Source organism: Pseudomonas sp. ATCC 43928 (assembly GCF_005938665.2).
GTDB lineage: Bacteria > Pseudomonadota > Gammaproteobacteria > Pseudomonadales > Pseudomonadaceae > Aquipseudomonas.
Genome location: NZ_CP041753.1, coordinates 3285419 through 3310142, shown reverse-complemented (window position 1 = coordinate 3310142; position 24724 = coordinate 3285419). Strand labels below are relative to the sequence as shown.

At 58.5% G+C, this 24724-nt stretch carries 30 protein-coding genes; 19 read left to right on the top strand and 11 right to left on the bottom strand.

Annotation, left to right across the window (positions count from 1 at the left end; translation table 11 throughout):
* Window positions 1–20: 20 nt before the first annotated feature.
* On the bottom strand, window positions 21–968 hold the full coding sequence (locus tag FFH90_RS15240; protein ID WP_018929079.1) for a DMT family transporter: 948 nt from the start codon (window positions 966–968) through the stop codon (window positions 21–23).
* Window positions 969–1046: 78 nt separating this feature from the next.
* Here FFH90_RS15240 and FFH90_RS15235 point away from each other — a divergent pair, with 78 nt between their 5' ends.
* The 3 genes from FFH90_RS15235 to FFH90_RS15225 all read left to right on the top strand — a co-directional run bounded on the left by FFH90_RS15235 (window position 1047) and on the right by FFH90_RS15225 (window position 4157).
* The gene (locus tag FFH90_RS15235; protein WP_064617707.1) at window positions 1047–1919 is read left to right on the top strand and encodes a LysR family transcriptional regulator; all 873 of its coding nucleotides are present in this window, start codon (window positions 1047–1049) and stop codon (window positions 1917–1919) included.
* A gap of 103 nt (window positions 1920–2022) precedes the next feature.
* The gene (locus FFH90_RS15230) at window positions 2023–3558 is read left to right on the top strand and encodes an EAL domain-containing protein (RefSeq protein ID WP_111453271.1); all 1536 of its coding nucleotides are present in this window, start codon (window positions 2023–2025) and stop codon (window positions 3556–3558) included.
* 233 nt (window positions 3559–3791) lie between these two features.
* On the top strand, window positions 3792–4157 hold the full coding sequence (locus FFH90_RS15225) for a histone-like nucleoid-structuring protein, MvaT/MvaU family (protein WP_007935661.1): 366 nt from the start codon (window positions 3792–3794) through the stop codon (window positions 4155–4157).
* A 174-nt stretch (window positions 4158–4331) separates the two neighbouring features.
* On the opposite strand, the gene FFH90_RS15220 is transcribed toward FFH90_RS15225, so the two are convergent.
* The gene (locus tag FFH90_RS15220; protein WP_026286641.1) at window positions 4332–4856 is read right to left on the bottom strand and encodes a DUF4946 domain-containing protein; all 525 of its coding nucleotides are present in this window, start codon (window positions 4854–4856) and stop codon (window positions 4332–4334) included.
* A 134-nt stretch (window positions 4857–4990) separates the two neighbouring features.
* On the opposite strand from FFH90_RS15220, the gene gloA reads away from it, so the two are divergent.
* Window positions 4991–5512: a lactoylglutathione lyase gene (gloA, locus tag FFH90_RS15215; protein WP_007935657.1), complete on the top strand. Its 522-nt coding sequence runs from the start codon at window positions 4991–4993 to the stop codon at window positions 5510–5512.
* A 107-nt stretch (window positions 5513–5619) separates the two neighbouring features.
* On the opposite strand, the gene ahpF is transcribed toward gloA, so the two are convergent.
* The 3 genes from ahpF to FFH90_RS15200 form a co-directional block, all read right to left on the bottom strand.
* Entirely contained in the window at window positions 5620–7182 is a 1563-nt protein-coding gene (gene ahpF, locus FFH90_RS15210; RefSeq protein WP_138867488.1) for an alkyl hydroperoxide reductase subunit F, read from the bottom strand.
* A 145-nt stretch (window positions 7183–7327) separates the two neighbouring features.
* The gene (gene ahpC / locus FFH90_RS15205) at window positions 7328–7891 is read right to left on the bottom strand and encodes an alkyl hydroperoxide reductase subunit C (protein WP_105345993.1); all 564 of its coding nucleotides are present in this window, start codon (window positions 7889–7891) and stop codon (window positions 7328–7330) included.
* 138 nt (window positions 7892–8029) lie between these two features.
* A complete protein-coding gene (locus tag FFH90_RS15200) occupies window positions 8030–8968 on the bottom strand; it encodes a site-specific integrase (RefSeq protein WP_138867487.1) in 939 nt (312 codons plus the stop codon).
* Window positions 8969–9146: 178 nt separating this feature from the next.
* Between FFH90_RS15200 and FFH90_RS15195 the strand changes: the two genes are divergently transcribed.
* A complete protein-coding gene (locus FFH90_RS15195) occupies window positions 9147–10166 on the top strand; it encodes a DNA-binding protein (protein WP_138867486.1) in 1020 nt (339 codons plus the stop codon).
* On the opposite strand, the gene gorA is transcribed toward FFH90_RS15195, so the two are convergent.
* Together gorA and galU are read right to left on the bottom strand one after the other, a co-directional pair.
* The gene (gene gorA / locus FFH90_RS15190; RefSeq protein WP_018929070.1) at window positions 10163–11521 is read right to left on the bottom strand and encodes a glutathione-disulfide reductase; all 1359 of its coding nucleotides are present in this window, start codon (window positions 11519–11521) and stop codon (window positions 10163–10165) included. The genes FFH90_RS15195 and gorA overlap by 4 nt on opposite strands.
* Before the next feature lie 129 nt (window positions 11522–11650).
* Complete coding sequence (gene galU / locus FFH90_RS15185) at window positions 11651–12490, bottom strand: UTP--glucose-1-phosphate uridylyltransferase GalU (RefSeq protein WP_003182953.1); 840 nt, start codon at window positions 12488–12490, stop codon at window positions 11651–11653.
* Window positions 12491–12770: 280 nt separating this feature from the next.
* Between galU and FFH90_RS15180 the strand changes: the two genes are divergently transcribed.
* Both FFH90_RS15180 and FFH90_RS15175 read left to right on the top strand, forming a co-directional pair.
* The gene (locus FFH90_RS15180) at window positions 12771–12959 is read left to right on the top strand and encodes a hypothetical protein (RefSeq protein ID WP_007935646.1); all 189 of its coding nucleotides are present in this window, start codon (window positions 12771–12773) and stop codon (window positions 12957–12959) included.
* A gap of 140 nt (window positions 12960–13099) precedes the next feature.
* Complete coding sequence (locus tag FFH90_RS15175) at window positions 13100–13381, top strand: hypothetical protein (RefSeq protein WP_018929069.1); 282 nt, start codon at window positions 13100–13102, stop codon at window positions 13379–13381.
* A 13-nt stretch (window positions 13382–13394) separates the two neighbouring features.
* Here FFH90_RS15175 and FFH90_RS15170 read toward each other — a convergent pair whose 3' ends face one another.
* Window positions 13395–13625, bottom strand: coding sequence for a hypothetical protein (locus FFH90_RS15170; protein WP_007935641.1), 231 nt, complete (start codon window positions 13623–13625; stop codon window positions 13395–13397).
* Window positions 13626–13697: 72 nt separating this feature from the next.
* Entirely contained in the window at window positions 13698–14054 is a 357-nt protein-coding gene (locus tag FFH90_RS15165) for a hypothetical protein (RefSeq protein WP_018929068.1), read from the bottom strand.
* A gap of 212 nt (window positions 14055–14266) precedes the next feature.
* Here FFH90_RS15165 and FFH90_RS15160 point away from each other — a divergent pair, with 212 nt between their 5' ends.
* The 5 genes from FFH90_RS15160 (at window position 14267) to ada (ending at window position 17439) form a co-directional block, all read left to right on the top strand.
* Window positions 14267–14569: a DUF1883 domain-containing protein gene (locus tag FFH90_RS15160; RefSeq protein ID WP_007900033.1), complete on the top strand. Its 303-nt coding sequence runs from the start codon at window positions 14267–14269 to the stop codon at window positions 14567–14569.
* Between the two features lie 28 nt (window positions 14570–14597).
* On the top strand, window positions 14598–14768 hold the full coding sequence (locus FFH90_RS29985; RefSeq protein WP_086945763.1) for a hypothetical protein: 171 nt from the start codon (window positions 14598–14600) through the stop codon (window positions 14766–14768).
* Window positions 14769–14897: 129 nt separating this feature from the next.
* Window positions 14898–15608, top strand: a complete 711-nt coding sequence (locus tag FFH90_RS15155) for a 2OG-Fe(II) oxygenase (RefSeq protein ID WP_138867485.1) — start codon at window positions 14898–14900, stop codon at window positions 15606–15608.
* Window positions 15598–16278: a DNA oxidative demethylase AlkB gene (gene alkB / locus FFH90_RS15150; RefSeq protein ID WP_018929064.1), complete on the top strand. Its 681-nt coding sequence runs from the start codon at window positions 15598–15600 to the stop codon at window positions 16276–16278. The genes FFH90_RS15155 and alkB overlap by 11 nt, the downstream gene beginning before the upstream one ends.
* Before the next feature lie 87 nt (window positions 16279–16365).
* Entirely contained in the window at window positions 16366–17439 is a 1074-nt protein-coding gene (ada, locus tag FFH90_RS15145) for a bifunctional DNA-binding transcriptional regulator/O6-methylguanine-DNA methyltransferase Ada (RefSeq protein ID WP_026346071.1), read from the top strand.
* On the opposite strand, the gene FFH90_RS15140 is transcribed toward ada, so the two are convergent.
* Window positions 17403–17891, bottom strand: a complete 489-nt coding sequence (locus tag FFH90_RS15140) for a GyrI-like domain-containing protein (protein WP_138867484.1) — start codon at window positions 17889–17891, stop codon at window positions 17403–17405. The two genes, ada and FFH90_RS15140, sit on opposite strands and share 37 nt — an antisense overlap.
* Window positions 17892–17944: 53 nt before the next feature.
* Window positions 17945–18928, bottom strand: a complete 984-nt coding sequence (locus FFH90_RS15135; protein ID WP_138867483.1) for an MDR family oxidoreductase — start codon at window positions 18926–18928, stop codon at window positions 17945–17947.
* A gap of 214 nt (window positions 18929–19142) precedes the next feature.
* Between FFH90_RS15135 and FFH90_RS15130 the strand changes: the two genes are divergently transcribed.
* The 7 genes from FFH90_RS15130 to FFH90_RS15100 all read left to right on the top strand — a co-directional run bounded on the left by FFH90_RS15130 (window position 19143) and on the right by FFH90_RS15100 (window position 24718).
* A complete protein-coding gene (locus FFH90_RS15130; protein ID WP_138867482.1) occupies window positions 19143–20207 on the top strand; it encodes a nitronate monooxygenase family protein in 1065 nt (354 codons plus the stop codon).
* 158 nt (window positions 20208–20365) lie between these two features.
* Window positions 20366–21118, top strand: a complete 753-nt coding sequence (modA, locus tag FFH90_RS15125) for a molybdate ABC transporter substrate-binding protein (protein WP_372240865.1) — start codon at window positions 20366–20368, stop codon at window positions 21116–21118.
* The gene (gene modB / locus FFH90_RS15120; protein ID WP_138867480.1) at window positions 21119–21799 is read left to right on the top strand and encodes a molybdate ABC transporter permease subunit; all 681 of its coding nucleotides are present in this window, start codon (window positions 21119–21121) and stop codon (window positions 21797–21799) included. It abuts the gene before it with no gap.
* Window positions 21800–21802: 3 nt separating this feature from the next.
* On the top strand, window positions 21803–22882 hold the full coding sequence (gene modC / locus FFH90_RS15115) for a molybdenum ABC transporter ATP-binding protein (protein ID WP_138867479.1): 1080 nt from the start codon (window positions 21803–21805) through the stop codon (window positions 22880–22882).
* Window positions 22883–22967: 85 nt separating this feature from the next.
* Window positions 22968–24005, top strand: coding sequence for a DNA topoisomerase IB (locus tag FFH90_RS15110; RefSeq protein ID WP_111453259.1), 1038 nt, complete (start codon window positions 22968–22970; stop codon window positions 24003–24005).
* A gap of 107 nt (window positions 24006–24112) precedes the next feature.
* On the top strand, window positions 24113–24337 hold the full coding sequence (locus tag FFH90_RS15105; protein WP_111453402.1) for a hypothetical protein: 225 nt from the start codon (window positions 24113–24115) through the stop codon (window positions 24335–24337).
* A 132-nt stretch (window positions 24338–24469) separates the two neighbouring features.
* On the top strand, window positions 24470–24718 hold the full coding sequence (locus FFH90_RS15100) for a hypothetical protein (protein WP_018929055.1): 249 nt from the start codon (window positions 24470–24472) through the stop codon (window positions 24716–24718).
* Window positions 24719–24724: the final 6 nt, after the last annotated feature.

Here is a 24724-nt window from a genome sequence, read left to right as displayed (position 1 = left end):
AAATCAGTTTGTCCGCCTTCTTATACAATCCCCTTTTTCGTGGCCTGCGCAAGCGGTTTGTTGCACAGGAAAATCCCCGCCAAGATCAGCCCGCCGCCCAGGCACATCGCCAGTGTCAGCTGTTCGCCCAGCAACAACGCGCCGAGAAGAACAGCAGTCAACGGGTTCAAGGCGATGAACACGCCCGAGCGCGTCGCACCGATTTTGCGGATGCCGTCGTAATAACCAATGTAGGCCAATGCCGAACCCAGCACGCCCAGGTACATCAGGCTCAACCATTGTTGCGCGCCGAGCCCGGTGAGCGCCGCGACACTCAACTCGCCCCGCACGGCGCTGGTCACCCAGAGCATCAGCGTGCCGAGCCAAATCGAGTACGTCACCGTCTGCACCGGCCCCAGTGTTTGATTCAGGCCTTTGGAGAACAGCGAATAAATGCCCCAGCCGAGCACGCAGCCGAAGATCAACAGATCGCCGATCCAGGCATCGGCATTGCCGTCCAGTAACTGCGGATTGCGGCTGACGATCACCAGGCTGGCGCCAGCAATGCAGATCGCAATACCAGCCACTTTCGCCCGACTCAGCCGCTCCTTGAACAACAGCCAAGAAGCCAGGCCGATCACCGCCGGGTTCAACGCCACGATCAAAGACGCCCGGGACGCGTTGATGTAATGCAGCCCGTAAAAGAAGCACAGGTTGTAGAAGAAAATCCCGAAGAATCCCAACAGCGCCAATTGCAACCATTGCCTGGGGCTGGGTCGCACCAAGGGCACCCGCGCCAGCAGCAGGAACACCAGCAACGCCACGCTCGCCAGCAGGAACCGCAGACTCGCAGCGAATAACGGACTGAGGCTGTCGGCCAGAAACCGCCCGGCGACGAACGTCCCGCCCCAGATCATGGTGACCGCCGCCAGTTTCAGATAAACCGGCACATCCGAAGAGTTCGCAAGGGTCTGTTCACACGTAGTCATAAGTCTCCACCGCCAGAAATCGGGCATGTGGCGTATCATTCGACTAATGATCGATCATCGTAAAATGAGTAAAAACTCATGACCCTCACTCAACTCGAGATTTTCTCGCTGGTGGCCGAATTGCGCGGCTTCACGGCGGCCGCCCATCGTTTGGAGATTTCCCAGTCTGCGGTCTCCCACGCACTCAAGTCGCTGGAACAGGAATTGGGCGTCGAACTGCTGCGTCGGCATCAGTCCCAGGTCGAGCTCAGTGATATCGGCCAGCAGCTATTACTGCGCGCTCGGGCAATGCTCGGGCTGGCCAACACTTTGCGTCAGGAGGCGGCCGATTCACGCGGGATGAAAACCGGCACTCTGCGTATAGGCTCGTTCGGCCCGACCTCATCGATCAAGCTGTTGCCCAGGATCTTGCAGCACTACCGCGCCTCGCATCCGGGCATCGAGGTTCATATCGATGAAGGGCCGGATCGCCAGGTGATTCAGTGGCTGGAAGAACGGCGTATCGACATCGGCTTCGTGGTGTTGCCCCAAGAGCGTTTCGACACCGTGGCCTTGATCGAGGACCAGATGGTCGCGCTGCTGCCTGCCGACCATGTACTGGCCGGTCGCGGCAGCTTGCGCCTGAACGACTTGTGCCACGACCCTTTTGTGCTGACCGAAGCCGGGTCTTCGGAGCTGGTGTCGCGCCTGTTCAATACGGCGCGATTGACGCCGAACATTCGTTATCGCTGCTCGCAGTTGCTCAGCACATTGGACGTCGTAGGCCGTGGCGATGCCTTGACTGTCGTCGCCGAAAGCTCACTGCCTGACGACCACGACAACCGCTACGTGAAAAAACCGCTGTCGCCCCCCATCAGCCGCCAAGTCGGTCTGGCGGTGCTCGATCAGCGTCAGTCATCCCCCGCGACGCTGGCCTTTATTAAACTGGCCTCAAGATTGATTAAAGGTTGAGCGGCATAAGGGCCGATAGCCAACTATCATGGCTGAACTCTTTTGGGAGGCATGTCGACCTGCCAACCTTTGAGAGCCCTCTTTTATCGCGATGGATTTGCGAATGCCACTGAACGTCAAAAGTCGCCGCAAGCGTGGCACCCGAATCACTGTGACTGTTTTGAGCGGATTGCTCCCGGTGTTGCTGGGAGTCGCCATTCTCTATCTGCAGGCTGAACGTACCCTCAAGCAAAGTACTGAACTGACTGGCGAAGAATCCATTCGCCAGTTCGAACTGATGCTCGACAACACCGCCCAAGCGGCGCAGGAGCTCCTGCCGCTGGCTGGCAAAAACTGCAATGACGTCAAACTGGCCTTGCGCGAACAAGTTACGCGCCGGCCCTTCGTGCGCTCGACCAACCTGGTGTGGGACGACAACCTCTATTGCAGTTCGTTGTTCGGTGAATATCAGGAAAAGGTTAATCCCGGCGACTACACCCAAGGCCAGTTATGGCTCATGAACGGCAACCCGGTCACGCCCAATACCGCGCTGTTGGTGTACCGGCTCAGCGAAGGAAATAAAGGGGCATTGACCACGCTGAACGGTTATCACCTGAGCAATGAATTGCGCCTGATCGGCCGCAAGACATTACTGTTGCTACAAGTCGGTCCCAACTGGTTGTCCGCCGACGGCAAAGTTCACGAGGACGCCCTGCCCGCCTTGCCGGTAGCACAAAGTACGCTGACGTCCTCGCGTTATGCCTTTACGGTGGCCGCAGGTTTCCCCGAAGGAGAAACCTGGCGTTACATGCGTAGTGAATACCCGCCACTGTTCAGTCTGTTGATGTTCTTCGGCGTGGTGTCAGGTTCGATCGGGCATGTGCTGCAGAAGCGCTCGATGTCGCCCAGCCGTGAAATGCAGCGGGCGCTGGAGGCAGCAGAATTCATTCCTTACTTTCAGCCCGTGGTGCATGGCGACAATAAGCTGTGGTCCGGCACCGAAGTATTGATGCACTGGAAACATCCCAGGGAAGGCCTGGTGCGTCCGGATCTGTTTATCCCGTTTGCCGAACATTCCGGTCTGATCGTGCCGATGACCCGCTCGCTGATGCAACAGACCGCCACATTGCTGGCGCCCTTGTCGGCATCGTTCGAGGGGCCATTCCACATTGGCATCAACATCACCGCCAGTCATTGCCGGGATCTTGCGCTGGTCGAAGACTGCCGTGAATTCCTCAGTGCTTTTGCACCGGGCAGTGTCCATTTAGTGCTGGAGTTGACCGAGCGCGAACTGGTCGAACCGACAGCCATCACCCTGCTGTTGTTCGAACGGCTTCGCGCGCTGGGCGTGATGATCGCCATCGACGACTTTGGCACCGGCCATTCAAGCCTCGGTTACTTGCGTCAGTTCAATGTGGACTTCCTGAAAATCGACCAGAGTTTTGTCGCCATGATCGGTGTCGACGCCCTCTCCCGGCACATTCTGGACAGCATCATCGAACTCTCGGCCAAACTCGATCTGGGCATCGTCGCCGAAGGGGTGGAAACCGAGGAGCAAAGTGACTATCTGACTGCCCATGGCGTGAACTTTCTGCAAGGTTATCTGTTCGGCCGGCCGATGCCCGGCGCAGAGTTCATTAGAGCATTAAGTGATCATTAACTAACCACGTTAAGCGCCGGAATCATGATGATGCGCGCCAAATTGAATCAAAAGACTACTCTTGTTACATGAAGAAAAAGTCAGGATTTACTCTTGGCCAATTAACTACTACAATTTTTCATACCTGTGCAAAATCGGCAGGCGTGCCATTATCACCGAGTCGCTTCAAGGCTCTTGGCTTATAGCTTTGTTTGCGGTTGGTTTCAGCCAAACACACTATTGGAGTAAAGATATTGTCCAGACTCGCTGAATTCCGTGCAGCTGAAAAGGCCCTTCAAGAACAGCTCAAGCAGTTGGAATCTTTGAAGAACGATGCCGGTCTCAAAAAAGAAATCGAATTCGAAGAAAAGCTCCAGGGGCTGATGAAAACCTACGGCAAGAGCTTGCGCGACATCATCGCCATCCTCGACCCGCACCCGGCGAAATCCGGCCTGCAGCAGGCAACCGCCCCTAAAACCCGCCGCGCTCGCGTGGTCAAGGTTTATCAGAACCCGCACACGGGTGAACTGATTGAAACCAAGGGCGGCAATCACCGCGGCCTGAAAGCCTGGAAGGAACAATACGGTGCAGCCACCGTTGACTCCTGGCTGCGTGCCTAAGCGCTCACGGTAATAAAAAAGCCCTGCCAATGCAGGGCTTTTTCATGGATGCCGTCTAAAATGCGACGATAGTCGCCGATCAACTCGCTATAGACTGACTAACTTTGTGCTTAATCCGTTTGGCTATCTAAAAATCCGGGCCATGCTCAAAAGCGTGGGTACAGAAACCTTAAACTAAAGTTTCAAGCTGTTTCGAGCTGCCTCTATGTCGCCCTGACTTGCCTTATAAACCTCAGCCTGCCCCGCGTAGGAAAGAACATAGGCTTTATCGCCGTCGACTGCGGCGACCAATGTTTGAGACAACACATGTCGACCGTTCTGGGTAATGGTGCAGGTAGTTTCCAGCGCCGATAACCGGCTCAAGGCAGTCGGATGAATTTTGTTGCAGACGCTCTGATAGCCGCCCTGAAAAAAGTCCTTCTGCACAGACTTGCGCATTTCCAGCAACACACCTTCCAGATTCACCTGATGACCGCTTTCCACTTGAGTCATGGTCAACTCCATCACCATTACCGGTGTCCCGTCCTGGTCGTTTTTTACCGCGCGCTGCCGGGAAACCTGAGGCTTGGCCTCGTCTTGCGGAACGGTCTCGACAGTCCATCCATTGGGCCAGGTCACGACCGGAGCTTCTGCATCAGCACGGGTAACACCTGAAAGCAGACACATCAGGACGAACATCAATTGACAGGGTCGGATCATTGTAATGAACACTCACGGATTGAGCCGCGAAGTCTGAGCTTCACCCGCCCGGCAGGCAAGCCTGCGGTTTTGGTTTGGCGATGCCAGGGCCCTTGCGTATCATTGTGAGCATTCTTGGAATTTCCGGAGGGCCCATGAGCCTGCACGAACTCAATACATTTCCTGGCGTGACCGCCCAACCTGACACCGCCACCCAGAAGTTCGTCTTCAACCACACCATGCTGCGGGTCAAGGACATCACCCGGTCCCTGGATTTCTACACCCGCGTCCTGGGTTTCTCGCTGGTGGAAAAGCGTGATTTCCCGGAAGCCGAGTTCAGCCTGTACTTCCTGGCGCTGGTCGATAAAAACCAGATCCCGGCCGATGCCGCTGCCCGCACCGAGTGGATGAAATCGATCCCCGGCATTCTCGAACTGACCCACAACCACGGCACCGAGAACGACGCGGATTTCGCCTATCACAACGGCAACACCGACCCGCGCGGCTTCGGCCATATCTGCATCTCGGTCCCAGACATCCGTGCCGCGTGCGAACGTTTTGAAGCGTTGGGCTGCGATTTCCAGAAACGCCTGAACGACGGTCGCATGAAGAGCCTGGCGTTCATCAAGGACCCGGATGGCTACTGGGTCGAGATCATTCAGCCGGCACCGTTGTAAAACGATCGCAGCCTTGATCGCTCCCACGCTCTGTGTAGTAAAGATCAGTGCAAGACACAAAAAACCCCATGATCGCTCATGGGGTTTTGTGTTTTCAGCTTCGGCGTTTATGCCGGCGCCGAGGTGCGAATCAAGTGATCGAATGCGCTCAGGGAAGCCTTGGCGCCCTCGCCCACCGCAATCACGATCTGCTTGTACGGCACGGTGGTCACGTCGCCGGCCGCGAACACGCCGGGGATCGACGTCTCACCACGGGCATCGACAATGATCTCGCCGCGCGGCGACAGCTCGATGGTGCCTTTAAGCCAATCGGTATTAGGCAACAGACCGATCTGCACAAAAATCCCTTCCAGCTCGACAGTGCGCAGCTCGTCCGACTGACGATCCTTGTAGCGCAGGCCGTTGACCTTCTGGCCATCGCCGGTCACTTCAGTGGTTTGCGCACTGGTGATCACGGTAACGTTCGGCAGGCTGTGCAACTTGCGCTGCAGTACCGCGTCGGCGCGCAATTGCACGTCGAACTCCAGCAGGGTTACGTGGGACACGATCCCGGCCAGGTCGATGGCTGCTTCGACGCCGGAGTTACCGCCACCGATCACCGCCACACGCTTGCTTTTGAACAGCGGACCGTCACAGTGCGGGCAGTACGCCACACCCTTGTTGCGGTATTGCTGCTCACCCGGAACGTTCATTTCACGCCAGCGCGCGCCGGTGGCGAGGATCACGGTCTTGGCTTTCAAGGACGCGCCGCTGGCGAAATGGATTTCGTGCAATTCACCGTTTTTTCCCGGCACCAGCTTGTCGGCGCGTTGCAGGTTCATGATGTCCACGTCGTATTGCTTAACGTGTTCTTCCAGTGCCACGGCCAGTTTCGGCCCTTCGGTTTCCTGCACGGAGATGAAGTTCTCGATGGCCATGGTGTCGAGCACCTGGCCACCAAAACGTTCAGCCGCCACGCCGGTGCGAATGCCTTTACGAGCGGCGTAAATTGCCGCTGAAGCACCGGCCGGGCCACCGCCGACGACCAGTACGTCGAAGGCTTGCTTGGCGCTGATCTTCTCGGCCTGACGCTCGATGCCACTGGTGTCGATCTTGGCGAGGATTTCTTCCAGGCCCATGCGACCCTGGCCGAAGTTCACGCCGTTCAGGTAAACGCTTGGCACGGCCATGATCTGGCGCTCGTCAACTTCGGCCTGAAACAGCGCGCCGTCGATGGCGACGTGGCGGATGTTCGGGTTCAGCACAGCCATCAGGTTCAGCGCCTGAACCACATCCGGGCAGTTCTGGCAGGACAGCGAGAAGTAAGTCTCGAAGTTGAACTCGCCTTTGAGCGAGCGGATCTGCTCGATAACGTCGGCACTGGCTTTCGATGGGTGGCCGCCGACTTGCAGCAAGGCCAGCACCAGGGATGTGAATTCGTGGCCCATCGGGATGCCGGCGAAACGCAGGCTGATATCGGCTCCCGGGCGATTGATCGAGAACGATGGTTTACGCGCATCGTTACCGTTGTCGAGCAGAGTAATCTGGGTGGAAAGACTGGCAACGTCTTTGAGTAACGCGAGCATTTCCTGGGATTTCGCACCGTCGTCGAGGGATGCAACGATCTCGATCGGCTGAGTGACCCGTTCCAGGTACGATTTCAACTGGGCTTTAAGATTGGCGTCCAACATACGGGCGATTTCCTTAGATGCTGTTTGAATAGAGAGCAATCAGACATAAAAAAACGCCCGAGCGAATCTCGCCCGGGCGTTTTATGGGGCGGTGCAGCTTACTTAGTAGGTGCGGAGCTCCGCCCTGATGAAGCGCGTCACAGACTTAGATCTTGCCGACCAGGTCCAGGGACGGAGCCAGAGTGGCTTCGCCTTCTTTCCACTTGGCTGGGCACACTTCGCCCGGGTGAGCGGCGACGTATTGAGCGGCCTTGATTTTGCGCAGCAGCTCGGAAGCGTCACGACCTACACCGCCATCATTGAGTTCAACGATTTTGATCTGGCCTTCAGGGTTGATCACGAAAGTGCCACGGTCAGCCAGGCCAGCTTCTTCGATCAGCACGTCGAAGTTGCGGGAGATGACATGAGTCGGGTCGCCGATCATGGTGTACTGGATTTTGCCGATGGCTGGCGAAGTGTTGTGCCAGGCAGCGTGGGCAAAGTGGGTATCGGTGGAAACGCTGTAGATCTCGACGCCCAGTTTTTGGAACTCGGCGTAGTTGTCAGCCAGGTCTTCCAGTTCGGTCGGGCAAACAAAGGTGAAGTCAGCTGGGTAGAAGAAAACGACAGACCACTTACCTTTCAGGTCAGCGTCCGACACGTGTACGAAGTCGCCGTTTTTGTAGGCGGTAGCTTTGAACGGTTTAACTTGGCTGTTGATGATAGGCATCGGTGACTCTCCGTCAGGGGTTAAGAAGTTGATGTGGTGAATCCTACCCACCCGATCGCCAGTTGGCTCATTGGCAAACCTGATGTTGCTGATTTGTTTTCGCTATTAGCCGAGCGTATTAATAGAAGAAAACGTGATCTACAGCGCCAACGGCTTTTCAGCGATTCGGGTCATCCCGAGAAATGGGCTGGCTTCAACATAGCGCATGGCTGACTTCACATCCTTCCAGCCCACGTAATTCATCAACGACTTCAAATCCCAACCGCTCTGATGGGCCCAGGTGGCGAAGCCACGACGCAGGGAGTGACTGGTGTAGTGCTCGGCCGCAATGCCGGCGCGCTCCAGTGCCTGGCGCAACAACGGGATAACGCTATTGGCGTGCAAGCCCTCCTCGCTCAAATGGCCCCAGCGATCGATGCCACGAAACACGGGGCCACGGACCAACGCGGCTTCGGTAATCCATTCGATGTAGGCCTGTACCGGGCACAGGCGCTGCAAGGCGGGTGTCTGGTAGGTCTGGCCGAGGTTCTCGCGATCGCCCTTGCTGCGTGGCAAGTAGAGGGTAATGCCTGAACCGGCGCTGGCTTGTACATGCTCGATCTGCACGCGGCACAACTCATCACTACGAAAACCACGCCAGAAGCCCAGCAGGATCAGTGCGGTGTCGCGCTTGGCTCTCAGCAATCCCGCGCGATCGTCCTGCGCCCTGGCGGACTGTGCTTCCTGCTCCAGCCAGGCGATCACTTGCTCCAGATGTTGAAGCTGCAAGGGTTCAGCCTGTTTTTCCTGGGCCGGGTGCAGCGCGCGAATGCCTTTGAATACTTTGCGCACCACCGGCGCCTTGGTCGGATCGGCGAACCCCTGGCTGCTGTGCCACTGCGCCAACGCGGACAAGCGCAACTTCAAGGTATTGATCGACAGCACGCCCGCATGTGCAACCAGGTACCGCGCAACGCTATCGCTGGTCGCCGGCAGGAACCCGCCCCAGCTGACTTCGAAGTGCTCGATGGCCGCGCGATAGCTGCGACGGGTGTTGTCGCGGGTAGCGGCTTGCAGGTAGCGATCCAGATCGGTCATGGGCTCAGTGCTCGAAAACGTACCGCGTTGGCGATTGAATACCCGGTCTACAGCTCATCACACGGGGTAATACCAGTATATCCCGCATCAGTTATCACAAGTTTTTAACTTTATTCACGGCATGGTACATTGTGTATATTAGTGGTACGTACCACAGTATCAAATCGTAGGAGAACACATGGCACGTGGCGGCGTAAACAAGGCACTGGTGCAAGCGGCACGCTCGGCAATCCTCGCCCGGGGCGAACACCCGAGCATCGACGCAGTGCGGATCGAAATGGGCAATACCGGCTCGAAAACCACGATCCATCGCTATCTGAAAGAGCTCGATGACGGCACCGAACCCGCGCCAGCACCTTCCGAACCGATCGATGATGAGCTGACAGCGCTGGTGGCGCGACTGGCGCAACGCCTGAAAGAACAGGCGCAAGAACCCATCGACCAGGCACGCGCGCAGTTCGAGCAACAACGAAAAGAGCTGGAAACCCAGCTGCACGAGGCCCGCGAGGCCAATACCGAATTGCAACAGCAATACGAAATTCAAAGCCTGGCGCTGACCCAGGAATCGGCGGAACTGCACGACACCCGCTCGATGCTGCAATCCGAGCAAACCCGCAACGCCGGGCTGAACCAGGCACTGGCCGATTTCGAGTTGCGCTTGCAGGACAAGGACGAGCAGATCCGCTCACTGGAAGAAAAACACCTGCACGCCCGCGAAGCACTGGAGCACTACCGCAATGCCGTCAAAGACCAGCGCGAGCAGGAACAGCGACGCCACGAAGGCCAGGTACAACAAATTCAGATGGAATTGCGTCAGGCCCAGCAAAGCGCACTGGTACGCCAGGATGAAATCACCCAACTGCATCGCGACAATGAGCGTCTGCTGACCGAAAACCGTGGCACGCTGCGGGAGCTGAGCCTGTTGCAGGAGCAACTCAAGCACACCAACAGCCGACAGGATCAGTTACTGGAACAGGTCACCCGCATCGACAGCGAACGCACCCTCCTCCAGGAACGCTTGCGCATTGCCTTGCTGGAAAGCCAGTCGCTCAAGCAGAACATTGACGAGCAGTCGCACATCAACAAAGCGCTGGAAGTTGAACTGATCAAGTTGCAGGCAAGCCTGGATGAAAGCGTGCGCCTGGCCGCTGTCGTTGCGACAGCGCCAGACGCATCAGCGCCACAGAAGAACGATTAACCCGCGACTGGCGTGCGCATGGTGACGAACTCTTCGGCGGCCGTCGGATGCACGCCGATGGTTTCGTCGAAGTCGCGCTTGGTCGCGCCCGCTTTCAGGGCAATCGCCAACCCTTGCACGATCTCGCCAGCGTCCGGACCGACCATGTGGCAGCCCAGGACCTTGTCGGTCTTGGCGTCCACCACCAGTTTCATCAAGGTGCGTTCCTGGCATTCGGTCAGGGTCAGCTTCATCGGCCGAAAACGGCTTTCGAAGATGACCACATCGTGCCCAGCCTCGCGCGCCTCTTCTTCAGTCAGCCCGACAGTGCCGATGTTCGGCAAGCTGAACACGGCGGTCGGGATCATCTTGTAATCCACCGGGCGATATTGCTCAGGCTTGAACAAGCGCCGCGCCACGGCCATGCCTTCGGCCAGAGCAACCGGCGTGAGTTGTACCCGACCAATCACATCACCGAGGGCCAGGATCGACGGTTCAGCGGTTTGATACTGTTCATCGACCTCGACAAAACCTTTCTTGTCGAGTTTGACCCCGGTGTTTTCCAGCCCCAGGTTGTCGAGCATCGGACGCCGACCGGTGGCGTAGAACACGCAATCCGCCTCCAGCTCACGACCATCCTTGAGCGTCGCCTTCAGGCTGCCATCGGCCTGCTTGTCGATACGTTCGATGTCGGCATTGAATTGCAGGTTCATGCCGCGCTTGGTCAGCTCTTCCTGCAAATGTTTGCGCACTGCGCCGTCGAAGCCACGCAGAAACAGATCACCGCGATACAGCAGCGTGGTCTCAGCGCCCAGCCCGTGGAAAATCCCGGCAAACTCCACCGCAATGTAACCACCACCGACCACCAGAACGCGCTTGGGCAGCTCTTTAAGGAAGAATGCCTGGTTGGAGCTGATGGCATGCTCGTGCCCCGGAATCTGCGGGATCTGCGGCCAACCACCGGTGGCAATCAGGATGTTTTTGGCGGTGTAACGCTCGCCATTGATCTCAACCTGATGCGGATCGACGATTTTCGCGTGACCTTCATGCAAGGTCACACCACTGTTGACCAGCAGATTGCGATAAATGCCGTTCAGGCGATTGATCTCGCGATCCTTGTTGGCGATCAGCGTCGCCCAGTCGAACGTCGCTTCACCCGGAGTCCAGCCAAAACCTTGCGATTGCTCGAAGTCTTCGGCGAAGTGCGCGCCGTAGACCAGCAGTTTTTTCGGCACACAGCCAACGTTCACGCATGTACCGCCCAGGTAGCGGCTCTCGGCCACGGCGACTTTCGCACCAAAACCGGCCGCGAACCGCGCAGCCCGCACACCGCCAGAACCGGCACCAATCACATATAGGTCAAAATCGTAGGCCATTACTATCTCCTCGGCAGGACACCAGCATACCTGCGAGCGCCCTTTGGGCAAGCGTTGCAAACTATTTGGGGCCGAAAAATGAAAAAGCCACCCGAAGGTGGCTTTTCAATACAAGCAGCTCAGGCGCTATCAGTAAGCCTTGCCAGTCTTGTAGAAGTTCTCGAAGCAGAAGTTGGTTGCGTCGATGTAGCCTTCGGCGCCACCGCAGTCGAAACGCTTGCCTTTGAACTTGTAGGCCATGACGCAGCCGTTTTGCGCTTGCTTCATCAGGGCGTCGGTGATCTGGATTTCGCCGCCCTTGCCTGGCTCGGTCTGCTCGATCAGGTCGAAGATGTCCGGGGTCAGGATGTAACGGCCGATGATCGCCAGGTTCGACGGTGCATCTTCAGGTTTTGGCTTCTCGACCATGCTGTGAACGCGATAGATGTCGTCGCGAATCATCTCGCCGGCGATCACGCCGTACTTGTTGGTTTCCTGAGGATCGACTTCCTGGATGGCCACGATCGAGCAGCGGAACTGCTTGTACAGCTTGACCATCTGGGTCAGTACGCCGTCGCCTTCGAGGTTGACGCACAAGTCGTCCGCCAGTACTACGGCGAAAGGTTCGTCGCCAATCAGTGGACGGCCGGTCAGGATTGCGTGGCCCAGGCCTTTCATTTCGGTCTGGCGAGTGTAGGAGAACGAGCACTCGTCGAGCAGTTTACGGATGCCGACCAGGTATTTCTCCTTGTCAGTGCCCTTGATCTGGTTTTCCAGCTCGTAGCTGATGTCGAAGTGGTCTTCCAGGGCGCGTTTGCCGCGACCGGTAACGATGGAGATTTCGGTCAACCCGGCATCCAGTGCTTCTTCGACGCCGTACTGGATCAGTGGCTTGTTTACCACCGGCAGCATTTCTTTGGGCATGGCTTTAGTCGCTGGCAGGAAGCGAGTACCGTAACCGGCTGCTGGGAACAAGCATTTCTTGATCATATAAGTCCTTGAAAGGGCTGTGTGTACGAGTTTCGGCGCAGTCTAATCAGGCGGCGTGCACCTTACAATGCCCCGCACTGGCTAACCGACGCCATCATAGAGAAATATTCTGATGGATAGTTCCGCAGATAAGCTGCACAACGTCTTATAGATAGCAGAGATCGACGACCTGCGCGGCCATCAGTCTAGCGACAATCTGCCCCACCCTACACCCATCGGCACCCGTTGAGGGCATTTGGCGCTATCATTGCGCACCTGAACCAGCCAACGAGGCAGATAGATGTCGGCAGCAAAAAGCGTCAACGGGTACCTGATCAATCAGGCGAAAGACGGCCAGTGGTGGATAGACAGCGTCGGCGGCGAGAATATTGCCGGGCCGTTCCCTACAGAAGCGTTGGCGATTGAAGTGGCATCGGTGTTGCAGGATCAACCCGCAGCACCCAAGCGGCGCGGCAAGGACAAGCCTTGAGCTGAACCTGGCGCGACCGCAGCCCTGTCTTTGCGCAGGGCTTTTTTGTGAATGCCTGCAACGAAGTGGCCAATCGCTATAACCTTTCGTTGCAGCCGCTGTCATAGCGTTTAGCCCCCATCACTGACGACGACCACGACATGAAAAGATTCTTGCCACTGATTGCGGTACTGGCCCTGAGTGGCTGCGCCACGTCAGAAACGACTTACCTGAAAAATGGCGAGCAAGGCCTGACCATCGACTGCTCCGGGGAAGCCAACGCCTGGGCCAGTTGCTACGAAAAAGCCGATGCCTCTTGCGCCGGTACCGGCTATCGGATTGTCGGTACCGACGGTACACCTTCGACCAAGGAAAGCGACAAAACCCTGGGCGTCGACGTCGGCAATTACAAGAACCGCAGTGTGGTGGTGGTCTGCAAGTAGGGCACCCATTGCCCTACATATGGATTTCGGCGAACTTGATCCCGAGCCCGCGTACCGTCTCGATCAAATCGTCGAGGCGGCTGAAGGACTCGACTTCATCGTTGTCATCCACCAGGAAAAAACTGCGCCCGGCGCTTTTCTTGAAAAATACGATCCACTCCCCCGGATTCGCCGGGTTCTGAATCACATGGGTGGCAGAGATATGACCCTCTGCGTGGCGCTCCCGCACCTGCTCTCGTTTCATGCTCGACTCCAGAAATGACAATGCCGTCAAAGTGCGACTTTGACGGCATCGATGCTGACCGGGGGTAGTCTATCAGCCGGAAATGCACGCGGTGGCGGCATTGCGTACATCCCATGGGCGCAACGGCACATTGGAGATGCGCTCATGCAGTTTGATGCTGCTGCCACCGGAGCGGTCTTCAATGTCAAACACCGCTGCCGGCCCCGAGGAGAACTTCTGCGGCACAATCACCCGCATGCCATCCTTTTGCGGCTCGACTTGCAAGGCCCCACGGCTACTGGCCAATTTCTCGACCAGGCACTGGGCGTACTCATGGGGTTTCTTGCCTGAAATCACGTTCATGGTAGGCAACGACGCAGTGATGTCCGAGACCGTCGCACATCCACCCACTGCCAATACAAACGGCACGACCAGAACACCCCATTTCATATGAAACCTCCGATAAAGACCCTCCGACAGCACAAATGCTGTTTTTCTCCAAGGCTCCCTGCATTTATCGCTCATAGAATTCCAAATAACTGTTTTTAATTGTCAAAGCGGACCCCGACAGCCAGATAATAACCTGTTCGGGCTGATAAACTGCGCCAATCGCCCATGCTATCGTTTTGATTTTGTAGAAAAAGCCCTTCTGGAGGCGCCTCATGAAATTTATCCACCAGCGCGAGCACCTCAACGAAGACGACATCGTCGTCATTCAGTGCTCCCAAATGTGCAACATCCGCTTGATGAACGACGCCAACTTCCGCAGCTTCAAGAACGGCGGCCGTCACACGTATCACGGTGGCGCATTCGACACCTTCCCGGCCCGGATCACCGCGCCGAGCACCGGTTTCTGGAACATCACCATCGACACGGTCAACCGCCGCCCGATCAGCGTGACCCGCAAACCGACCCTGACGCACTCGATCAAGATCATCCGCCGCTCCAGCTCGAAGCTGAGCTGAACCCACACCAGAACAGGCAGGTATGACCGTGGCCCAGACGACCAAATACGTCATCAAATACAAACTCAACGGCGAACGTCGCTTCGAATTCGCCCAGCTTGAAAACGGCACTGCAGAAGAAGCCAAGGCTGCGCTGGACAAGCTGCATGGCCAGAGCGAAGACGTCATCAGCGAGATCAGCGTCAGCAAAGCGCTGTAACGCGATCTGGAGCGACAACATGGACGTCTGCTCCCCTCTCGCGAATTCGACCGCAAGCGCCGGAGTGCCCGCTCCCGCAACGCTCTCTAAACTGGCCGCCTCGACCTTTTGGTCAAGGAGTCAGAACCCTTGCTTACCGATCCGATTCACCACGATGCCCTCGACTGGGGCAAACTTACGCAGCAACTCGACCAGGATGGCTGCGCGATCATCAAATCGCTTTTAAGCCATAAGACCTGCGATGAAATAAGCGCCCTGTACGACTGCTCCGAACCCTTTCGCTCGAAAGTGGTGATGGCGCGCCACGGTTTTGGCCGTGGCGAGTACAAATACTTCAGATACCCGCTGCCTGATCCGGTGGCCCGGTTGCGCAGCGCGCTCTACCCTCGACTGGTTCCCATCGCCAATCGCTGGTACGAATGCATGGATTTGCCGACCCGTTTCCCCGAACCCCACGAAGCGTTTCTGCAACGCTGCCATGCCGCCGGTCAGGAACGCCCGACACCTTTATTGCTGCAATACGGCCCGCAGGACTACAACTGCTTGCATCAGGATCTGTACGGCGAACACGTGTTCCCGCTGCAAGTGGCAATTCTGCTGTCAGAACCGGGAAAGGACTTTACCGGTGGCGAATTTGTGCTGACCGAACAACGCCCACGGATGCAATCGCGCCCGCAAGTCATCGGACTGAAGAAAGGTGACGCGTTGATTTTTGCCGTGAATCAGCGCCCGGTTAAAGGCGTTCGCGGCTATTACCGAGTGACCCTGCGTCATGGGGTGAGTCGCCTGCACAGTGGAAAACGGCATACCCTTGGAATCATCTTTCACGATGCGTTATGAGCCCATGAACCCGATCACCTTCGATCTGTTTGCCGACGCAGAACCCGAGCAGCAGCCCAGGCGCGAGCAGATCGGCGAACAATCCTACGTCCTCAGGGGCTTCGCCCTACCCTGGCTCGACCGGTTACTACCGGCGCTGGAGGCGGTTCTGACAGCGGCGCCGTTTCGGCAGATGGTCACGCCCGGCGGCTTTACCATGTCGGTGGCCTTGAGCAGTTGCGGCACCTGGGGCTGGACCACCGATCGCAGCGGCTACCAGTACACCCGCAACGATCCGCAGACCGGCGCGCCCTGGCCTGAAATGCCCGAGGTGTTTTTCGAACTGGCCCAGGCGGCGGCGCGAGAGGCAGGGTTTATGGCGTTCGTACCGGACTCCTGCCTGATCAACCGCTATGTTCCCGGGGCCAGGATGTCGTTGCATCAGGACAAAAACGAAAACGCCTACACTGCCCCCATCGTGTCGGTGTCTTTGGGATTGCCGGCGACGTTTCTGTTTGGCGGCTTCGAACGCAGCGCCAAAAGCCAGCGAGTGCCGCTGTTTCACGGTGATATCGTGGTTTGGGGCGGTGTGGACCGTTTGCGTTACCACGGCGTATTGCCGATCAAGGAAGGCCAGCATCCGCGGCTGGGCGAACAGCGGATCAATTTCACTTTTCGTACTGCGCGATGATGCAGTCGAATTCGACCGCAAGACCCGGAGTGTGGCGTCGGTGCCGGCTGGTTAATCTGCATGAAACGGGTCAACGGACATGAAGCCATGACAACTCAATCGCCAACAATCGCCACCGAAAACGATCCTCGCTGGGCCGCCGTGGTCGCGCGCGATCCCCGTGCCGACGGGCAGTTTGTGTATGCGGTGAAAACCACCGGTATCTACTGTCGCCCCAGCAGCCTGGCACGCCTGCCGAAACCGCAGAATGTCGAGTTCTTCGACACTGCCGAGCAAGCTCAGGCGGCGGGTTATCGCCCCAGCAAACGTGCCGCGAAAGATCACAGCGACGTCGCCGCGCAACACGCCGCCACCGTGGCCGCCGCGTGCCGTCAAATCGAATCCGCCGAAACGTTACCGGCGTTGAATGAGCTGGCAGATGCAGCCGGTTTGAGCAGTTTCCACTTCCATCGTGTGTTCAAGGCCATCACCGGCCTGACGCCCAAGGGCTACGCCACCGCCCATCGTTCACGCAAGGTTCGCGAGCGCCTGACCGATGGCGGCACGGTTACCGATGCGCTGTATGACGCCGGATTCAATTCCAACAGCCGTTTCTATGAGGCAGCGGATCAATTGCTCGGCATGACACCCGGGGACTATCGCGCGGCCGGGCAGAACAATGACATTCGCTTTGCCGTCGGCCAGTGCTCTCTGGGAGCGATTCTGGTGGCACAAAGTGAGCGCGGAGTCTGCGCGATTCTGCTGGGCGACGACCCGCATCAACTGGTCTGCGACCTGCAGGACAAGTTTCGCCGCGCCAACCTGATTGGCGCCGATCATGAGTTCGAGCAGTTGATCGCCAAGGTCGTCGGCTTTATCGAAGCCCCGGCCCTCGGCCTGGATTTGCCGCTGGATGTACGCGGCACAGCGTTTCAAGAGCGGGTATGGCAAGCCCTGCGGGAGATTCCCGTCGGCAGCACCGCCAGTTACGCCGATATCGCTCAGCGCATCGGTGCACCGAAAGCCATGCGCGCCGTGGCCCAGGCCTGTGGCGCGAATAGTTTGGCGGTGGCGATCCCTTGCCATCGCGTGGTGCGCAGCGACGGCAACCTGTCGGGTTACCGCTGGGGCGTGGAACGCAAGCGTCAGTTGCTGGAACGTGAAAACGCGTCCGGGTCCTGAATGCCAATATAGACCGCCACGGATTCCGGGCCGGTGTAGACCTCGAAGTCCGTGGCGAACTTGCGGCGAACCTGCGGGTTGTCTTCGAAGTAAGCCCAGATAAAGCCCCAAGCCTGAATGACGCTGTCCGGCATCGCCCCTTTGGCGCTGAACACCAGGTAATCGCCGCCCTCAACCTGAATCTGCGCAAAGCCCTCGGAGGGTGTGGTGACCGCCGCGCCCGCGGTTACATCGAAGTGGCCTGAAGTGTCGGACTCGTAGTTGGAATACACGCCGTACATAAAGGAGTCCGGCTGTTTGTGGGCGATTTTGTCGAAAACGTCCTCGACGAAAAATTGTTCCCACATAGGGCCGATACGTGCGGTATCCGGCTGCTGCTCTGCGGCATTGCGGGTTCGCACCTGCAAACCCGAGACACTGAAGGGCAGCACTTCACGCAGTTTTACATCCATTGTCGCTATTTCCTTTTCACTACAGTTTGTCTGTTTGATTGGTGCCAAGACGATCAACGATTGACGTCGACCACCACCCGGCCGCGCAACTGCCCGGCAAGCAAGCGCGGCGCGGCGTCGATGGCTTCGCTCAAGCCGATTTCGTGGCTGATCAATGGTAACAAGGCGAAATCCAGGTCCTTGGCCAGGCGATTCCAGGCCAGTATCCGCCGGGCTTTGGGTTGGGTCACGCTGTTGATCCCGGCCAGGGTCACGCCGCGCAATATGAACGGTGCGACGGACGCCGGGAAGTCCATGCCCTGGGCCAGGCCGCAGGCGGCGACGGTGCCGTTAGCCCTGGTGCTCGCGCAAGCGTTGGCCAGTGTGTGGCTGCCGACCGAGTCGATCACCGCTGCCCAACGCTCCTTGGCCAACGGCTTGCCCGGCTCCGACAATGTGGCGCGGTCGATGATCTCACTGGCGCCCAAGTGCTTGAGGTAGTCGTGTTCGGAGGTGCGGCCGGTGGAGGCCACCACGCGATAGCCGAGTTTGCTCAGCAGCGCGATGGCGAAACTGCCTACACCGCCGTTGGCGCCCGTCACCAACACCTCGCCCTGTTCGGGACTCACGCCGTTGTGCTCCAGCGCCAGGATGCTCAGCATCGCCGTGTAGCCGGCCGTGCCGACGGCCATCGCTTGCGCGGCGGTGAATGCCTTGGGCAACGGAATCAGCCAGTCGCCATTCAAGCGAGCTTTCTGCGCCAATCCGCCCCAGTGTCCTTCACCCACACCCCAGCCATTGAGCAGGACTTGATCACCGACCTTGTAGTCCGGGTGACTGCTGACTTCGACGGTGCCCGCCAGATCGATCCCCGGCACCATCGGGAACTTGCGCACCACCGGGCTGCTGCCGGTGATCGCCAGGCCATCCTTGAAGTTCAGCGTGCTGTACGCCACACGCACCGTCACATCGCCCTCGGGCAATTGATCGTCAGCGATCTCTTGCAGCGTGGCCCGGTAACCGCTGTCATCTTTGTCGATCAGAATGCCTTTGAACATCACTGCCTCCTGGTGGAATCGTTCAGTTGTCGTGCTGTTGAAATAACACAGGGAACCCCATCACCGTACCCGACTTTAAGCCAATCCCCATCGGCTGGCGCCTTGCGGATCATCCTGTACGCATTAAAAACTCGACTGGCCTTGCGCCAGGCATTACTGATACAAACTTGCTTCTACCGTCCCTGCCCTGTTTCGACGTCGGAGAACACTGCACATGAGCCAATGGCCAGACACCCGCATTCTTGACCTGCTCGGGATCGAGCTGCCGATCATCCAGGGCCCTATGGCCGGCGCGACGACTTCGGCCATGGTGATTGCTGCGTGCAACGCTGGTGGCCTGGGTTCGATGCCTGCCGCGATGCTGAGCATCGAGCAGTTGCGCGAAGAACTGAATACGATTCGCCAACACACCCAGCGCCCGTTCAACGTCAATTTCTTCTGCCACCAACCTCCGCCGCCGGATGAGCAGCGCGCCCGGGAATGGAAGAATCTGCTGGAACCGTACTACCGGGAATTGGGCGTCGACTTCGACGCACCGACGCCGGTGTCCAATCGCGCGCCGTTCGATAACGCGGCCTGCGAAGTGATCGAAGAGTTTCGCCCCGCAGTGGTGAGTTTTCACTTCGGCCTGCCGGAAAAGTCGCTGCTGGATCGGGTAAAAGCCACCGGAGCGAAAGTTCTCTCCTCAGCGACTACGGTCGAAGAAGCCATCTGGCTGGAGCAGCATGGCTGCGATGCGATCATTGCGATGGGTTACGAGGCTGGCGGCCACCGGGGCATGTTCCTCAGTGATGACTTGAGCAGCCAGGTGGGTACTTTCGCGCTGGTGCCGCAGGTCGTTGATGCGGTGAAAGTGCCAGTCATTGCGGCGGGCGGGATTAGCGATGCGCGTGGCGTCGCAGCGGCTTTCATGCTGGGCGCATCGGCGGTTCAGGTAGGTACGGCTTATTTGTTCACGCCAGAGGCCAAGGTCAGCGCGTCCCACCACAAGGCGTTGCGCACGGCCAAGGAAAGCGAGACAGCGGTCACCAACATTTTCACCGGGCGCCCGGCGCGCGGGATTCTCAATCGGGTGATGCGTGAACTCGGGCCGATGAGCGCCAAGGCACCGGCCTTCCCCTTGGCGGGCGGTGCGCTGATGCCATTGCGGGCTAAAGGGGAAGCGGATTTCAGCAACCTTTGGGCCGGGCAGGCGTTCACCCTGGGCGTTGAACTGACTTCGGCAGAGATTACCCGGCGTTTGGCGGATGAAGGATTGGCCAAATTGCTTCACCGCTAGGACGGGGGCCCGTAGCAGCCGAACGCAGGCTGCGCCAGCTGCTACAGGGCGCGCGTGAATTCCGACGTGCACATCCCATTCGTTCCGTTTACAGGCATTTCGCTATATATTCTTATATATAGCGTTTCACTCGCCTACCACGGAGCCGTTTCATGACCATGCGTGCCTCACGTTTTGCCCCTGTGTGCCTGTTCAGCGTGTTCGCTTTCGGGTCCGCCCACGCGGATGAAGTCCAGGTCGCCGTTGCCGCGAACTTCACCGCGCCGATCCAGGCCATCGCTGCCGATTTCGAGAAAGACACCGGGCACAAACTGGTCACCTCCTTTGGTGCAACCGGCCAGTTCTATACCCAGATCAAGAACGGCGCGCCGTTCGAAGTGTTGCTCTCGGCGGATGACACCACGCCACAAAAACTCGAGACCGAAGGCGACACCGTCAAGGGTTCGCGCTTCACCTACGCTATCGGCACGCTGGCGCTGTGGTCGGCCAAGGAAGGTTATGTCGACGCCAAGGGCAAGGTTCTGAGCGACAACCAGTATCAGCATCTTTCCATCGCCAACCCGAAAGCCGCCCCGTACGGTCTGGCTGCCACTCAGGTGCTGGCCAAGCAAGGCCTGACCGACAAGGTCAAAGGCAAGATCGTTGAAGGCCAGAACATCACCCAGGCTTACCAATTCGTGTCCACCGGCAACGCCGAACTCGGTTTTGTGGCCTTGTCGCAGATCTACAAAGACGGCAAAGTGACCAACGGTTCGGCCTGGATCGTTCCGGCCAACCTGCATGATCCGATCAAACAAGACGCGGTGATCCTCAACAAGGGCAAGGACAACCCGGCCGCCCAAGCATTGGTTGACTACCTCAAAGGGCCGAAAGCCGCCGCCGTCATCAAGTCCTATGGTTACCAACTCTAAATGACGCTATCGAGTGCCGATTACTCCGCTATCTGGCTGACCCTGAAACTGGCGTCCCTGACCACGGTCATCCTGCTGATCATTGGCACTCCGATTGCGTTATGGCTGTCGCGTACCCAATCCTGGTTACGCGGCCCGGTCGGGGCGATCGTCGCCCTGCCCCTGGTGCTGCCACCCACGGTGATTGGCTTTTATTTACTGTTGGCTCTTGGCCCGAACGGGTGGATCGGCCAGTTCACCCAATCGCTGGGGCTCGGCACCCTGACCTTCAGTTTTGCGGGGCTGGTGATCGGCTCGGTGCTGTACTCGATGCCGTTCGTGGTCCAGCCGCTGCAAAATGCCTTTTCCGCCATCGGCACTCGCCCATTGGAAGTGGCCGCCACCTTGCGCGCCAACCCCTGGGACACGTTCTTCAGCGTGATTGTGCCGCTGGCCCGTCCCGGTTTCATCACCGCGGCCATTCTCGGTTTTGCCCACACCGTCGGCGAGTTTGGCGTGGTGCTGATGATCGGTGGCAACATTCCCGACAAAACCCGCGTGGTCTCGGTGCAGATCTACGATCACGTCGAAGCCATGGAATACGCCCAGGCCCATTGGCTGGCCGGGGCAATGCTGGTGTTCTCCTTTGCAGTGTTGCTGGCGCTCTACTCCAGCCGTAAAACCAAAGCGGCCTGGAGCTGACCCATGATTCAAACGCGCTTGAAACTGAGCTATTCGGGATTTGCCCTGGATATCGACCTGCAATTGCCCGGCCGTGGAGTGACTGCGCTCTATGGTCATTCCGGTTCGGGCAAAACCACTTGCCTGCGCTGCATCGCCGGTCTGGAACAGGCCGGGCAGGGCTTTATCCAGATCAACGATGAAGTCTGGCAGGACAGCGACAAGCGGATTTTCGTCCCGCCGCATAAACGCGCCCTGGGTTATGTTTTCCAGGAAGCCAGCCTGTTTCACCATCTGTCGGTGCGGGCCAATCTTGAATTCGGCCTCAAGCGCATCCCTCGCCAACAGCGGCGGGTCGACATGGCGCATGCCACTGAACTGCTAGGGATTGGCCATTTACTCGACCGCAATCCGCAGAATCTTTCCGGCGGCGAGCGCCAGCGTATCGGCATCGCCCGTGCCCTGCTCACCAGTCCCAAACTGCTGCTGATGGACGAGCCACTGGCGGCGCTCGATACCCAGCGTAAAAACGAAATCCTGCCTTACCTGCAACGGTTGCACGATGAGCTCGACATCCCGGTGCTGTACGTCAGCCATTCCCAGGATGAAGTCGCGCGGCTTGCCGATCACCTCGTCCTGCTCAGCAACGGCAAGGCTTTGGCCAGCGGCGCCATCGGCGAAACCCTGGCCCGGCTCGATCTGCCGCTGGCGCTGGGCGATGACGCCGGCGTGGTGATCGAAGGGCACGTCAGCGCCTATGACGCCGACTACCAGCTGTTGACCTTGCAACTGCCCGACACCGACCTGAGCATTCGGGTCGCCCACGCGCCGATGACCAAGGGCCAGGCATTGCGCTGCAAGGTTCAAGCGCGGGATGTCAGCCTGAGCCTGCAAGGCGTCGAACAGAGCAGCATCCTCAATCGCCTGCCGGTCACGGTGATCAGTGAAATCGGCGCCGACAACGCTGCTCACGTACTGATCCGCCTGAATGCCGCCGGCACACCGCTGCTGGCGCGAATCACCCGCTACTCCCGGGATCAACTGGGCGTGCACCCCGGCCAGCAACTCTGGGCGCAGATCAAAGCGGTGGCGGTGTTGGCCTGAAATCTGTCGGCATTCTTTAGGCACCCCGGCAATGGCGCGTGGTCAATGGCTTAACACCCTGACTCGCCGCCCGGGATTGCCTGCCATGCCAGATACCGCGTTGTCCGAGGGACTGCCGTCCGACCTGCATTACGTCGACGACAGCCAGCCTGGCATCACCCGCAAGAAGCTGCGTGGCGCATTCGGCTATTTCGCCCCGTCGGGTCGCCGCATTACCGATCCGGATGAAATCAAACGCATCAACGCCCTCGCAGTACCACCCGCCTACACCGATGTATGGATTTGCCCCGACCCGCGCGGTCATCTGCAAGCCACCGGTCGCGATGCCCGTGGCCGCAAGCAATACCGTTATCACCCGCGCTGGCGCGAAGTGCGCGATGCCGACAAATATTCACGCTTGCGGGACTTCGGCCTGGCCCTGCCGAAACTGCGCAAGCAGCTTGAAACCCTGTTGGCGACTCCCGGCTTCAGTCGCGACAAGGTGATGGCCACGGTGATTACCTTGCTCGATGCAACGCTGATCCGGGTTGGCAACACGCAGTACGCCCGGGACAACCGCTCCTATGGCCTGACGACCCTGCGCAACCGTCACGTCGAGATCAACGGCAGCGCGATCATGTTCCAGTTTCGCGGCAAGAGCGGCATCGAGCACCAGATCACCGTAAAAGACCGGCGCCTGGCGCGGATCATCAAGCGCTGCCTGGAGATTCCCGGGCAAAACCTCTTTCAGTATCTGGACGAAAACGGTGACCGGCACACCGTCAGCTCCTCCGACGTCAACGCTTACTTGCAAATGCTGACCGGCGCCGATTTCACCGCCAAGGATTACCGCACCTGGGCCGGCAGTGCGCTGGCGTTGGCGGTGTTGCGCAAGTTGCAGTGGCAATCGCCAGCCGATGCAAAGCGGCAGGTGGTGGACATGGTCAAGCATGTCGCCCGGCAACTGGGCAATACCCCGGCGGTTTGCCGCAAGTGCTACATCCACCCGGCGGTCGTCGATGAGTTTATGCAAGGCGCATTGGCCGGACTGCCGCCGTCGCGGGGGCGTAAAAGGCTCAGGGCAGAGGAAGTGGCGCTGGCGGTGTTTCTGGAGAAGCTCATCGAGAAGGCTGAAACACCATGAGTCGACTTCTGGGGTGCACTGAACCGACGAACTGACCCACCAGTTTTTTGCATGATCGCAAAGCGCTTCTATGCTTGATCTGAACACGAACAGCTTCGGTGGACGCCATGGAAGACATTTTCGTTGTGAAACGCTGCAACAAGATCATCGTTCATGGCCGCCGGGCCGGAGAAACCGGTCACCCACCACCCGACGCCGCCGTCTGGTATCGCATCGTCGATACCCGCACGCGCGGCTTCATCGGTGACGGTTACGATCTTGAAGAGGACGCCAGGCACGAATGTCGCAGGCTTAACGAGGCCAGTTCGCCGGTGTCGCACGGGTTGGCTTGACGCCGGCCACTTTCATTTTCCGGGTCTATACTTGAAGGAGCTGAAGGACCAGCGACCCATCGGCAGAAAGCTCGCTCCCCCGCGGGCTTTTTGTTGCCCTTTAGCCGATTTCCTTGAACGGAGGTGATTGTCATGTCCGAGAAAGAGTCTATCGCCACCCTGCTCACCCTGCTTGACTCCCGTCAGGCCCGCCTTGCTGCTGCGTGCAAGGAAATCGCCGACTGGGTCGATCATCAAGGGGGGCATCCGACAGCGCTCAGGATTCGTGACCGCTTGAACGACATCGAGAAGGACACGCCGCAGATTCGCAGCGCGTTGTCTGCACTCAAACATGTCGAGCCGCCACTGCCTCGGTTCAAATCAGGCGACCGCGTTATTTGAGCCAGG